General features: G+C 71.8%; 13 protein-coding genes. 8 read left to right on the forward strand and 5 right to left on the reverse strand.

The window, feature by feature from the left end:
* Positions 1 to 396 precede the first annotated feature (396 nt).
* Complete coding sequence (locus Ari01nite_RS07470) at positions 397 to 1,161, forward strand: ATP-binding protein (protein ID WP_239162549.1); 765 nt, start codon at positions 397 to 399, stop codon at positions 1,159 to 1,161.
* 30 nt (positions 1,162 to 1,191) lie between these two features.
* Positions 1,192 to 1,761 (forward strand): DUF5709 domain-containing protein, encoded by a 570-nt coding sequence (locus Ari01nite_RS07475; RefSeq protein ID WP_203780363.1) that lies wholly within the window; start codon positions 1,192 to 1,194, stop codon positions 1,759 to 1,761.
* Between the two features lie 29 nt (positions 1,762 to 1,790).
* Here the strand turns inward: Ari01nite_RS07475 and Ari01nite_RS07480 are convergent, their stop codons facing one another.
* The gene (locus Ari01nite_RS07480; protein ID WP_203780398.1) at positions 1,791 to 2,420 is read right to left on the reverse strand and encodes a response regulator; all 630 of its coding nucleotides are present in this window, start codon (positions 2,418 to 2,420) and stop codon (positions 1,791 to 1,793) included.
* A gap of 17 nt (positions 2,421 to 2,437) precedes the next feature.
* The gene (gene macS, locus Ari01nite_RS07485) at positions 2,438 to 3,577 is read right to left on the reverse strand and encodes a MacS family sensor histidine kinase (RefSeq protein WP_239162550.1); all 1,140 of its coding nucleotides are present in this window, start codon (positions 3,575 to 3,577) and stop codon (positions 2,438 to 2,440) included.
* Positions 3,578 to 3,619: 42 nt separating this feature from the next.
* Between macS and Ari01nite_RS49645 the strand changes: the two genes are divergently transcribed.
* The 4 genes from Ari01nite_RS49645 to glpK all read left to right on the forward strand — a co-directional run bounded on the left by Ari01nite_RS49645 (position 3,620) and on the right by glpK (position 7,950).
* A complete protein-coding gene (locus tag Ari01nite_RS49645; RefSeq protein WP_239162556.1) occupies positions 3,620 to 4,060 on the forward strand; it encodes an ATP-binding protein in 441 nt (146 codons plus the stop codon).
* Between the two features lie 76 nt (positions 4,061 to 4,136).
* Positions 4,137 to 5,132: a carbohydrate-binding protein gene (locus Ari01nite_RS07495; RefSeq protein ID WP_203780366.1), complete on the forward strand. Its 996-nt coding sequence runs from the start codon at positions 4,137 to 4,139 to the stop codon at positions 5,130 to 5,132.
* Positions 5,133 to 5,228: 96 nt separating this feature from the next.
* Positions 5,229 to 6,464 carry a glycoside hydrolase family 16 protein gene (locus Ari01nite_RS07500; RefSeq protein ID WP_203780367.1) on the forward strand — a complete coding sequence of 412 codons (1,236 nt, stop codon included), beginning with the start codon at positions 5,229 to 5,231 and terminating at the stop codon, positions 6,462 to 6,464.
* A 22-nt stretch (positions 6,465 to 6,486) separates the two neighbouring features.
* Positions 6,487 to 7,950: a glycerol kinase GlpK gene (gene glpK, locus Ari01nite_RS07505; protein ID WP_203780368.1), complete on the forward strand. Its 1,464-nt coding sequence runs from the start codon at positions 6,487 to 6,489 to the stop codon at positions 7,948 to 7,950.
* Here the strand turns inward: glpK and Ari01nite_RS50820 are convergent.
* Together Ari01nite_RS50820 and Ari01nite_RS07515 are read right to left on the reverse strand one after the other, a co-directional pair.
* On the reverse strand, positions 7,947 to 9,179 hold the full coding sequence (locus Ari01nite_RS50820; RefSeq protein ID WP_203780369.1) for a chitosanase: 1,233 nt from the start codon (positions 9,177 to 9,179) through the stop codon (positions 7,947 to 7,949). The genes glpK and Ari01nite_RS50820 overlap by 4 nt on opposite strands.
* Positions 9,180 to 9,239: 60 nt before the next feature.
* Positions 9,240 to 9,494, reverse strand: coding sequence for a hypothetical protein (locus Ari01nite_RS07515; protein WP_203780370.1), 255 nt, complete (start codon positions 9,492 to 9,494; stop codon positions 9,240 to 9,242).
* A 112-nt stretch (positions 9,495 to 9,606) separates the two neighbouring features.
* Between Ari01nite_RS07515 and malQ the strand changes: the two genes are divergently transcribed.
* Positions 9,607 to 11,562, forward strand: a complete 1,956-nt coding sequence (malQ, locus tag Ari01nite_RS07520; protein WP_203780371.1) for a 4-alpha-glucanotransferase — start codon at positions 9,607 to 9,609, stop codon at positions 11,560 to 11,562.
* Positions 11,559 to 11,738 carry an antitoxin gene (locus Ari01nite_RS07525; protein WP_203780372.1) on the forward strand — a complete coding sequence of 60 codons (180 nt, stop codon included), beginning with the start codon at positions 11,559 to 11,561 and terminating at the stop codon, positions 11,736 to 11,738. Before malQ ends, Ari01nite_RS07525 begins: the two co-directional genes overlap by 4 nt.
* Before the next feature lie 48 nt (positions 11,739 to 11,786).
* Here Ari01nite_RS07525 and Ari01nite_RS07530 read toward each other — a convergent pair whose 3' ends face one another.
* Positions 11,787 to 12,167, reverse strand: coding sequence for a hypothetical protein (locus Ari01nite_RS07530; RefSeq protein ID WP_203780373.1), 381 nt, complete (start codon positions 12,165 to 12,167; stop codon positions 11,787 to 11,789).
* Positions 12,168 to 12,200 lie beyond the last annotated feature (33 nt).

Consider the following 12,200-nt stretch of genomic DNA (forward strand, 5'->3'; position numbering starts at 1 on the left):
GGCGCAGACCAGGACCCGGCGCAGACCGGAACCGAGCGCAGGCCGACGGGGCGGGCGGTGCGCACCTGCCGGGGAGCTGGCTGCCGGATTGGTTCCCTTTGACCCGTTGCGGGGGGTTCATGTCCTGGTGCGGTGATGGCTCGTCGGCGGGGCGGGGCTCTGTTCGGCTCCGCTGGCGGGCGGGAGAGTTTGTCTTGGTGGGGCTGGTTGATCCGGTGTTGGTCTGCGGGGCGTAAACGTGCATGAGAAAGGGGGGTCGGGGTACATCGTGACCATGCCCATCAGGCGCTTATGTCCCGATTGACGGCAAACCACGCATGAGGCTGGAAAACGGGGTCGGGTCCTCCCACGCGCGGAAATGCGAAAAGGGGACGCGTTATGCACAATGGAGCGATCATGTCGAGCGAGGTGCGACACCTGGTGGATGACGGGCGGCCGTTTCCGCTGGTTCGGCTGGCCGGGGTGCTCGACGCTACGACCGCGCCCACGGTGCGTTCCGTGCTCCTTGACGTGCTCGCGGGGCAGCCTGAGGCCGTGGTGGTCGACGTCGGCGGGCTGGACGTGGCCGAACCGGGGGCCGTCGCGGTGCTGCGTGACGTCTACCAGGACACCGCGGACTGGCCGGCGGCTCAGTTGACGCTGCTCGACGCGCGGGACGCGTCGCTCTGGCGGGACAGCGGATGGCCGGTCCGGGTGGACAGCGCGGGGGCATTTGCCGAGTTGAGTGCGCCGGAGCAGGGACATCGGGTGAGCCTCGACCTCGAACCTCGGGTGGGCGCGGCGCGGCGGTCGCGGGAGCTGATCACCGAGTCCTGTGCCCGGTGGGGACGGGCCGCGCTGGCGGGGTCGGCGTGCATCGTGGTCACCGAGATGGTCAACAACGTGGTGGCACACGCGCGGACGCCGATGGTCGTGCTGCTGGCGGTGCACGGGGACGGGATGAGCGTGGCGGTCCGGGATCAGTCCGAGACGGTGCCCGCTTACACGGGTGTGCCGGTGGCGCCTACGGCGTACGGCGGCCGTGGAATGCTTTTGATCGACTCGGTCGCCAGCCGCTGGGGCAGTCTCGTGCTGGCCCGCGGCAAGGTGGTCTGGGCCCTGCTCAGCCCGGATTCGGAGGGGCCCGACGGAGTGCAGGACACCACTGTCGGGAACGCATGACCTGGGTCCTGCGCGGGTAGATTCCGTCACATGCGAGACAACGACTACCCTGCCGAGGTGTCCGATCCGGAGGCGTCCGGACTGCCCGGCACCGCGGATGACGATTCGAACGCGTACGACTCGGTGGACAGTAGCCGGTGGGCCGACGGGCCGGACCCGGCCGCGCTGCCGGGCACCGGGCCGGGTGGCTCCAACCGCTACGGCACCACCCCCGAGGAGGCCCGCGAAGGGCAGACGCTCGACCATCGGCTGCGCCAGGAGGAGCCCGACTTCGGGGCCGACGACGCGGCCGCGCAGGCGCTACCGCCGCAGGCCGGCCCGGTCGACGAGACGGTGGACAGCTCCGAGCAGCGCGACTTCGACGCCGATGTGTGGGGAGCCAGCCCCACCTCGGACCCCAATTCGCAGGTCTCGCTCTACGACGACGGCCAGCTCGACGACGACGACCCGCGCCCGGTGGGCCGGCTCGTGGCGCCGGACGAGGGCTACGGCTTCGACGACGAGCCGGACAGCGTGGCCTACGACGCGGGCGCGGCCGGCGGCGGTGCCACTGCCGAGGAGTTGGCCATGCACGAGACCCGGGCGCCGGACTACGAGTGAGCCCCAACCACGAATGAGCTGGTGAGCCCTCAGTCGAGGCCCTGCTCGATGGCGTAGCGCGTCAGCTCGACCCGGTTGTGCAGCTGGAGCTTGCCGAGCGTGTTCTGCACGTGGTTCTGCACCGTCCGGTGGCTCAGCACGAGCCGCTCGGCGATCTGGCGGTAGGACAGGCCCTTCGCCACCAGGCGCAGCACCTCGGTCTCGCGCTCGGTGAGCTTCGGCGCGGCCGGGTCGGCGCCGGCCGGCTCGACCGCGAGCCGGCGGAACTCGCCCAGCACCAGGCCGGCCAGGCCCGGGGTGAAGACCGTGTCGCCGGCCGCGGTCCGGCTCACCGCGTCGAGGAACTCCGGCAGGCCGGCCGATTTCAGCAGGTAGCCGGTGGCGCCCGCCTTGACCGCGTCCAGCACGTCCTGCTGTTCGCCGCTGGCCGACAGCATCAGGATGCGGACCGCGGGCACGGCCTCGCGCAGGCCGTTGATCACTTCGACGCCGGAGACGTCGGGCAGTTGCAGGTCGAGGACGACGACGTCGGGGCGGGCGGCCGCGGCGATCCGGACCGCCTGCTTGCCCTCGCCGGTCGCGGCCACCACCTCGTAGCCGGCCGCGGCCAGGTCGCGGCTCACGCCCTCGCGCCACATCGGGTGGTCGTCGACCACCATGACTCGCGTCGTTGTGCTCACGACGTCACCCTAGGGCGTGGCACGGTCAGCTCCACCTCGGTGCCGTCGCCGGACTGCGAGGTGATCTGCACGGTGCCGTTCAGGTCGGCGATGCGGCCGCGGATCGACTGGGCCACGCCGAGCCGGCCCTGCGCCTCGGCCTCGGCCAGCCGCTCCGGTTCCAGGCCGCAGCCGTCGTCGCGGACGGTCACCACCACCTGGTCCGGTGCGTCCTCGACCAGCATGAAGACCTTGGTGCCGGGGGCGCAGTGCTTCTCGACGTTGTCCAGGGCCGCAGCCACCGCGGCGGCGAGTTCCCGGGCCACCGGGGCGGGCAGGCGCACGGCCTCGGCCGGCCCGGCCAGGGTCACGGTCGGTGAGGCGTACGGGCCCAGCATGGCCATCAGGTCGCGCTCGTCGCCGTCGTTCACCATCTCGGCGGCGTGCCCGGCCACCAGGTTGCGCAGCGCCGCCTCCTGCTCGCCGGCGAGCCGGGCCAGCTCGCCCGCCTCGCCGTCCAGGCCGGCACCGCGGCGCTTGACCAGGGCGAGCACCTGGAGAACCGAGTCGTGGATGTCGCGGGCCAGCCGCTCCCTGGCCCGGGTGGCGGCCTCCAGCTCGATGGCCCGCTGGAGTCGCTCGTGCGAGGTCTCGGCGAGGCGCACCAGGTAGCCCACGGCTATCGCGGCCAGCAGCATCAGCACCGAGCCGGTGTAGGCCGCCTGGTCGAAATGGGCGCGCACGATCAGGTCGGTGGCGCCCATGGCGAGCGCGGCCGCGATGCCACCGCGCCGGCCGCCGGCCACCGCCCAGGCGATCACCGGTGCCACGTGCCAGGCGACCGCGAGGGTGGGCTTGCCGTCCTCGAGCGCGGGCCGGCCGACCACCACCACGCTGGCGAACATCGCGGCCATGGTGATCAGCAGGTCGGCGAGCAGCAGCGGCGGGCGCCGGCGGGCCGGATTCGCGTACGCGTACGTGGTGAACACGGTCCAGCCGGCCATCGCGGCGAGCACCGGCCAGGCGAGCATCGGCCGCGCGTACACGCTGATGTTGTTGACCACCAGGATCGTCACATAGATCAGAGCCGCGATCCGGAAGACCGCGACGGCCCGCCACAGCGGCGCCTGGAACCCGCTGTCCCGGCCCTGATTCATGCGGTGACCTTCCCACATCTCGTGGACGGCGGGCGGCCCGCCCTGCGGGAAGATCAGACGTCGCCTACCGTCGAAGCCATCGGCACCGAAGTTCTGCTCACCGAAACCTTCGACCGCAACTCGATCACCGTGCTGCGGCATGCCGTCGCGTCCCGGGCCGCCGGCGCGGGCCTGGCCGGTGACCGCCTCGACGACTTCGTGGTGGCGGTCAACGAGTTGCTCACGAACGCGGTGCGGCACGGCGGCGGCCTGGGCCGGGTGGCGCTGTGGCGGGCCGACGGCTCGGTGGTGTGCGAGGTGAGCGACTCGGGCCACGGACTGCCCGGCCCGGTGCCGATCCGCCCGGCCAAACCGCCCTCGGACCAGCCCGGCGGCTGGGGTCTGTGGCTCGCCGAGGAGTTGACCGACTCGTTCCAGATGAGCACCGGTATGGGCGGGACGACCGTCCGCGTCGCCAGCCGCATTTTCTTAAGAGAGCCTTAAGTCTGATGTCCTGATATTGCGGCCCCGCACCGGACTCAACAAAGTCGTGCCTGCCGTTATCCATAGGGGGGTCATGGTGCATCAGGCACGCCACAGCACCGACACGTCCAAATGGTGGTTCCGACCACGCGCGCTGGCGGCCGTCGCGGTCGCCGCGACCGGTCTCACGGTGGCGATCTGGCTGCCCTCCCGGGACGACGTGGCCGAGGCGGAGATCCGGGGACGGAACTCGCCCACGTTCGGCCTCGCCAGCTTCTCCGACAACTTCTCCGGGCGTTCCCTGGACCGCGACAAGTGGACGCTGGGCGGGTTCAGCCGCGACGGCGCACGGGTCGGCGACGGTCAGGTGGTGGTCGACCGGCTGCTGATCGCCCGCGAACGCTTCACCGAGCGGTTCGGGCACGCGGAAGCGCGCATCCGGGTCAGCCGGCCGTCCGGCGTGTGGCGGGCGGTCACGGTGCTCGACGAGAACCGGCGGGTACCGGAGGGCACGGTCGCACCGATCGACGGCGGCATCGACCCGGCCTCGGGACGCAACTTCCACACGTACGAGATCGACTGGACCCCGGAGACGGTGACCTGGACGGTCGACGGCAGGCCGAGCCTGCGGCTGGATCGGGCGGAGCCCGGCGGGCCGCTCAGCCTGGTGCTCAACCTGGCCACCGACGGGCGCTCCTCGGGCCGCATGACGGTCGACTTCGTCCAGGTGTTCACCAGTGAGAACGGACCGCCGACGGCATCGCCGAGCGCGCCGGAGCCAGACCCGACGACACCGGAGCCGGACCCGACGACACCGGCGCCCGAACCCACCACGCCGGAACCGACGCCGACGACCCCCGAGCCCACGCCGACCACCCCCGAGCCGACACCGACGACGCCCGAGCCGACCACGCCGGAACCGGCCCCCACCACCCCGGCACCACCAGCGGCCGAGCCCTGGAAGACCTTCGTCGACTACCTGGCCGGCGATCTCGTCACCTTCGGCGGCGCCACCTACCGGGTCCTCGAGGCGCACACCTCGCTGCCCGGCTGGGAGCCCACCAAGCTGCCCAATCTCTTCGCAAAGGTGTAACTACGGGCCGAACCTCCGGGGAACCGGTTGACCGATCGCGGTCTATCTGTAAAGACTGCTTCCGGTAACGCAACCTCTTCCCCGGAGGCACTCCCCATGCGTAGAACCCGAACCCTGCTCGCCGCTGCCCTGGTCCTGGTGACCGCGGCCGGCGGGCTCACCGCCGCATCCCGCAACGACACGGCCGAGGCCGCGATCGGTGCCATCACCTGGTCCGACGAGTTCAACGGGGCGGCCGGCACCTCGGTCGACCCGGCGAAGTGGAAGTTCGACATCGGCGGTGGCGGCTGGGGCAACAACGAGATGGAGTACTACACCAACTCGACCCGCAACGTCGCCCACGACGGTCAGGGCCACCTGGCGATCACCGCGCGCCGCGAGAACCCGGCCGGCTACCAGTGCCACTACGGCACCTGCCAGTACACCTCGGGCCGGATCCTGACCGCGGACAAGTTCACCCAGACCTACGGGCGCTTCGAGGCCCGCATCAAGATCCCGCGGGGTCAGGGCATCTGGCCGGCGTTCTGGATGCTGGGCGGCAACAGCTGGCCCACCACCGGCGAGATCGACATCATGGAGAACGTCGGCAACGCCCCGAACGTCGTGCACGGCACGGTGCACGGGCCCGGCTACTCCGGCGCGGGCGGCATCGGCGGCAGCCGGAACATCGGCGCACCGCTGGCCGACGCCTTCCACACGTACGCGGTCGATTGGTCTCCGGGTTTGATCGTCTGGTACCTGGACGGCAGCGAGTTCTTCCGGCTCACCCCGGCCGGCCTGAACGGCAACGCCTGGGTCTTCGACCACCCGTTCTTCATGATCCTGAACGTGGCGGTCGGCGGTTACTGGCCCGGCTACCCGGACGCCAGCACGGTCTTCCCGCAGACCATGCTGATCGACTACGTCCGCGTGTCGGCCTGGACCAACGACGGCGGCGGCAACACCGGCGGCGGGTCGGGGCTGCGCAGCAACTTCAGCGGCCGCTGCATCGACATTCCGAACGGCAACGCGGTCGACGGCGCCCGGCTCCAGACCTGGGACTGCAACGGCACCACGGCCCAGCGCTGGACCCCGAACGGCGACGGCACGATGCGCGCCATGGGCAAGTGCATGGACCCGGCCGGCGGCGCGCTCGGCAACGGCACCCCGATCCAGCTGGTCACCTGCAACGGCAACCCGGTGCAGCGGTTCACCCTGTCGGCATCCGGCGACCTGGTCAACGTCTCGGCCAACCGCTGCGTCGACATCAAGGACTGGAACGGTGCAAACGGCGCCGCCCTCCAGTTGTGGGACTGCGCCGGCACCACCAACCAGAAGTGGAGCCGAGTCTGACCCGCAGGTAGCGTCTGCTGCTGTGAGCTACGTCGCCGCCATCGATCAGGGAACCACCTCGTCGCGCTGCATCGTCTTCGACGCGTCCGGGAGCATCGTCGCGGTGGCGCAGCGCGAGCATCGCCAGATCTTTCCTCGTCCCGGCTGGGTCGAGCACGACGCCGAGGAGATCTGGGAGGCGGTTCGGGCGGTGGTGGCCGAGGCGGTTGCCGGCCGCGACCTGGTCGCGGTCGGCATCACCAACCAGCGCGAGACCACCCTGGTCTGGGACCGGGCGACCGGCCGTCCGGTGGCCAATGCGATCGTCTGGCAGGACACCCGCACCGACGAGCAGCTGCGTCGCTTCGATGCCGCCTTCGGCGAAAAGGCATTCAAGGAGCGTACGGGGCTGCCGCTGGCACCCTATTTCGCCGGTTCCAAGCTGGCCTGGCTGCTCGACCACGTGGACGGCCTGCGCGACCGGGCCGATCGTGGCGAGGTGCTGTTCGGGACCATGGACAGCTGGCTGATCTGGAAACTGACCGGGCGGCACCTCACCGACGTCACCAACGCCAGCCGCACCCTGCTGATGAACCTCGAGACCCTCGACTGGGACCCCGAGATCCTGGCGGCGGTCGGCATCCCGGCCGCCATGCTGCCCGAGATCCGCTCGTCCGCCGAGGTGTACGGCGAGGTCACCGACGGACCGCTGGCCGGGGTGCCGCTGGCGTCGGCGCTCGGCGACCAGCAGGCCGCGCTGTTCGGGCAGACCTGCTTCGCGCCGGGCGAGGCGAAATGCACGTACGGGACCGGCAGTTTTCTGCTCTTGAACACCGGCACCGAACCGGTCACCTCCCAGCACGGCCTGCTCACCACGGTCGGCTACCGGATCGGCGAGCAGCCCGCGGTCTATGCGCTGGAGGGCTCGATCGCGGTGACCGGCTCGCTGATCCAGTGGCTGCGTGACAACCTCGGGCTGATCAAGTCGGCGCCCGAGGTGGAGGAACTGGCCCGCAGCGTGCCGGACAACGGCGGGTGCTACCTGGTGCCGGCGTTCTCCGGACTGTTCGCGCCGCATTGGCGGTCCGACGCGCGCGGGGTCCTGGTCGGGCTCACCGGCTATGTCAACCGCGGTCACCTGGCCCGGGCCGCGCTGGAGGCGACCGGCTGGCAGACCCGCGAGGTCGTCGACGCGATGAACGCCGACGGTCGCACGCCCTTGGCCGAGCTGCGCGTCGACGGCGGCATGACCCGCAACGACCTGCTCATGCAGTTCCTGGCGGACGTGCTGCAGGTCCCGGTGATCCGGCCGACCGTGGCCGAGACGACCTGCCTGGGCGCCGCCTACGCGGCCGGGCTCGCGGTCGGCTTCTGGCCGGACACCGACGCGCTGCGGGGCAACTGGCAGCAGGACGCGAGCTGGCAGCCGGACCGCCCCTCGGACGACGTGGAGCGCGAGCTGGGCCAGTGGCGCAAGGCGGTGGAGCGCACCCTCAACTGGGCCTAGCCGGTCCGGTACGTGTCGCCGTACACCTTCCAGACCAGCGGCCCGGCCAGGTCGAGGTTGCCGCGCCGCAGGAACACCCGCTGCGCGGTCTCCACCCGGGTGGTGTCGCTGTGCGCGTCCTCCGTGCGCATCTCGGCGGCCCGGGCGTTGAGGAACGCCTCCAGGTAGACGATCTCGTCGCCGCCCTGGGCCGGTGATCGGGCGGCGCGCATGGCCTGGGCCCGGATGCTGCGCAGCCCCGAGACGCCGTGCATGATCGCCGCGTCGAAGTAGGCGAACTGGCCGAGCGCCCGCAGCCGGTCCGCCGCGGCCAACTGCACGGCCGGGCCGAAGTACATCTCGTCGCGCTGGTCCTCCTGGACCTTCTGGAACACCGGGTCCTGGGCGGCCCGCCGCCAGGCCGCCGGGTAGCCGGGGTCGAGGCCGGCGTGCGAGTCGGAGCCGTCCACCGCCCGCAGCGCGGGCAGGTAGCCGGCCAGCAGGTTGCGCGGCTTGCGCCGGGTGTACTCGGCCACCACGGCGAGCATGTCCGAGGTGCCCGAGCAGAACCCGGCGATGCCGGCCGTGTAGCCCCGGCCGTCCCGGATGTCCTCGATGTACCCGAAGTTGGCGCGCCAGTTCAGCGTCGAGTTTTCGGCGCTGGACAGGATCTCCAGCGCGATCTGCTTCTTGCGCGGGTGGGCGAGCCCGGCGGCGATCGTGCGGTCGGCCGACTCCACGGCCCGCAGCGGCGCGCTGGCCGGCCCGTACGCGCGCACCTCGCCCAGCGCGTAGCCGCCGGTGTCCCGGCCGCGCTGCAGGGCCAGCACGCGCACGTAGCGGCCGGTGCCGTCGAGCCGCTTCAGGTCGTCGGTGCCGCCGTTGCCGGACCGGGTCGCGTACACGTCCTTCCAGTTCGCACCGTCCACCGACACCTGCACCCGGTACGTCCGGGCGAAGTCCCGGTCCCAGTGCAGGCGCACCCGGTCGACGTCCTGCACCACGCCCAGGTCGACCCGCACCCACTGGGTGCCCGGCCCGTCGGCGCTGACCCACCGGGTGCCCTGCGAGGCATCGGTGGCCGCACCGGCCGGCGTGGCCGCGTCACGTTCGGAGGACGCGGCCGCCGGCCGGTTGCGGGAGACCAGCACGTCGGAACTGGCACTAGCGGCCACCGAGATCGCCAGCGGTATGCACAGCACGACGGAGATGCCCCCGCCGAGCGCGATCGTCCTAGGCCGCAACCGCATACCTCAACGCTAGGTCGGGCCGGGCCACCAGCGTTGGAGGATCGCGGAACACACCCGTACCTACTTACGCTTGCGTCCCCGCAGCACCAGCAGCACGACCACCGCGATCACGGCGAGCACCGCCAGGCAGCAGATCAGGCCGAACACGCCGAAGAACCCGAAGCCGCGCCGCCGGGGCCGGGCCTTCACGGCCTCGATCGCGACGTCGGCCACACCGTTGCTTGCCGCCCAGGCGTGCACCGGCACCACCAGCGCGAGCGTCGCGCCGGTCACCGCCGCGGCCGCCCGGGACCACCATTTCACCACTACAGACATGTGCCCCATCCTGACTGAGGTGCGCAAATACGGCCTCCGCAAACCCTTTTCCCCGCGTTGGCTCTCGATCGGGCAGGGTATGAGCAAGTGGGACGTAGTGGAAGGGGTGCGGATGGACGCGGATCTGGTGACGCTGGCCGAGGCTCACGGCGTGGCCACCTGGTACGAGGACTGGCATCGGAAGCGCAAGGACGTCGAGGCGGCCTCGGTGATCGCCGTGCTCGGCCTGCTGGGCGTCGACGCGAGCACCCCGCGGGCGATCCGGTCCGCGCTGGCCGCGGTGCGCGAGCGGGACCGGCCGGGCCGGCTGCCGGGCACCGTGGTGGTCCGCGAGGGCTCCGCACGGGAGCTGCCCGGACCGGCCACCGTGCTGCTTGAGGACGGCACCACCAGGGACGCTCCGGCCGGGCTGCCGGACGACCTGCCGGTGGGCTGGCACCGGCTGCGGCACGGCGACCAGGACGTCGCCCTCATCGTGGTGCCCACCGAACTGCCCGCGCCGCCGGACGCGTGGGGCTGGATGATCCAGCTGTACGCCCTGCACTCGGCGAAGTCCTGGGGCATGGGTGACCTGGGTGACCTGCGGGAGTTCCTGGTCACCTCGGGCGAGCCGGGCCTCATCCTGCTCAACCCGCTGCAGGCGATCACGCCGACGCTGCCGGTGCCGCCGTCGCCGTACGCGCCGTCCAGCCGCCGGTTCGCCAACCCGCTCTACCTGCGGGTGGCCGACACGGCCGAGTACCGCCGGGCCGACCCGGCGCTGCGTGCCCACGTGGACGCCCTGAAACCGCACGTCGAGGGGCTGATCGACTACAGCCGGGTCTGGCAGGCGAAACGGGCCGCGCTGGAGTTGCTCTGGCCGCTGGCCGGCGAGATCGACCTGGACGCCGACCCGGGCCTCACCGACTTCGCCCGGTTCTGCGCGCTGGCCGAGCGGCACGGGCCGGACTGGCAGCAGTGGCCGGCCGAATACCGGCGACCAGACGCGCCGGCCGTCCGCGCCTTCCACAGCGACCGGGTCGCGTTCCACATCTGGTTGCAGCACCTGCTCGACCAGCAGCTGGCGGCCGCCAACGAGACCGCCCGGCAGCACGGGATGCCGGTCGGGATCGTGCACGACCTGCCGGTGAGCGCCGACCCGCACGGTGCCGACGGCTGGCTGCTCCAGGATGTGCTCGCGGCCGGTGCCCGGGCCGGTGCGCCGCCGGACGCGTTCAACCAGCTCGGCCAGGACTGGGGCTCCGCGGTCTGGCGGCCGGACCAGCTGATCGAGACCGGCTACGCGGCCTACCGGGACATGCTGCAAAGGATTTTCCGGTACGCGGGCGGGCTGCGCGTCGATCATGTGGCCGGCCTGTGGCGCATGTGGTGGGTGCCGCCGGGCATGGCCGCCTCGGAGGGCACGTACGTGCACTACGACCCCGAGGCGATGCTCGGCATCCTGGCGCTGGAGGCGAGCCGGGCCGGCGCCGTGGTGATCGGCGAGGACCTGGGCACGGTGCTGCCCGAGGTCACCGAGGGTCTGGAGCGGACCAACATGCTCAGCTCGGCGGTGCTCTACTTCGTCAAGGACTACGACGACCCGGAACGCCCGTACCTGCCGGCCGCCGAATACCCGCGCAACGCACTGGCCACGGTGTCCACCCACGACCTGCCGACCGCCGCCGGCTTCCTGGCGGCGGAGCAGGTCAAGGTACGCGCGAAGCTGGGTCAGCTGGCCGGCACCGAGGAGGACGAACACCGGACCGCGGCCCGGGACCGGGCGCAGCTCGAGGAGATGCTCCAGGCCGAGGGGCTGATCGAGGACGGCGCCTCGGACGACGAGATCGTGCTGGCGATGCACGAGTTCCTGGCCCGGACGCCGTGCCGGTTCGTCACCGCGTCGCTCTACGACGTGCTCGGCGAGATCGACCAGCCGAACCTGCCGGGCACCGTGGACGAGTACCCGAACTGGCGGATGCCGCTGCGGCTTAGCCTGGAGCAGATCGCCGAGGACCCGCGGATTCACCGGGTCGCCGCGATCCTCGCCGGCCGGCGAGCCGACGCAACGGAGGGGCGGGACCGATGAGCTTCCTGGACAAGGCCAAGGACTTCCTGGACAAGCACGACGAGCAGGTCGACCAGGCGCTGGAGAAGGTCGGCGACGAGGTCGACAAGCGCACCGGGCACAAGTACACCCAGCACATCGACCGGGGTGTCGACGAGGCCCAGAAGCGGACCGGCGAGGGCGACACGCGCCCCTAGCTTTCGTTCCGCTCGCCTTTGCGGGCGTCGGCGGTCGCGCCGCCGGCTTCAGCTGGCCAGGGGCGGGGGGCCCGGGTCGTCGTCGACGGCGAACAGCATCGGGTGCAGCGGCATGAAGGCGTCCCGCTGCCGGCACAGCGCCGGTGGCAGCAGCGACGAACGATGCTGCGGGTGCTCGGCGCAGTGCCGCATCGCCCGGGCCACCGCGTCCGGGTGGTGCCGGCCGCCGCCGTACTCGCCGCAGCCCATGCAGTCCCAGCGCCAGAACGGCGGGCCGTCCTCGGCCTCGTGCCGCCGGATGCGGAGCGGGGGCCCGGCCTCCTGCTGCGCCGCGGCCAGTATCGCGGGCATCGCCACGACCGGCGGCGGTCCGGCCGGCCGGCGCGGCTCCACGCCGATGATCTGCGCGAGCACGTCGCTCGTCGACACCGCCCACCTCCGTACCTCGTTTGGCGCCTCTCG

The sequence above is a fragment of the Paractinoplanes rishiriensis genome (genome assembly GCF_016862375.1).
Classification (GTDB): Bacteria; Actinomycetota; Actinomycetes; order Mycobacteriales; family Micromonosporaceae; genus Actinoplanes; species Actinoplanes rishiriensis.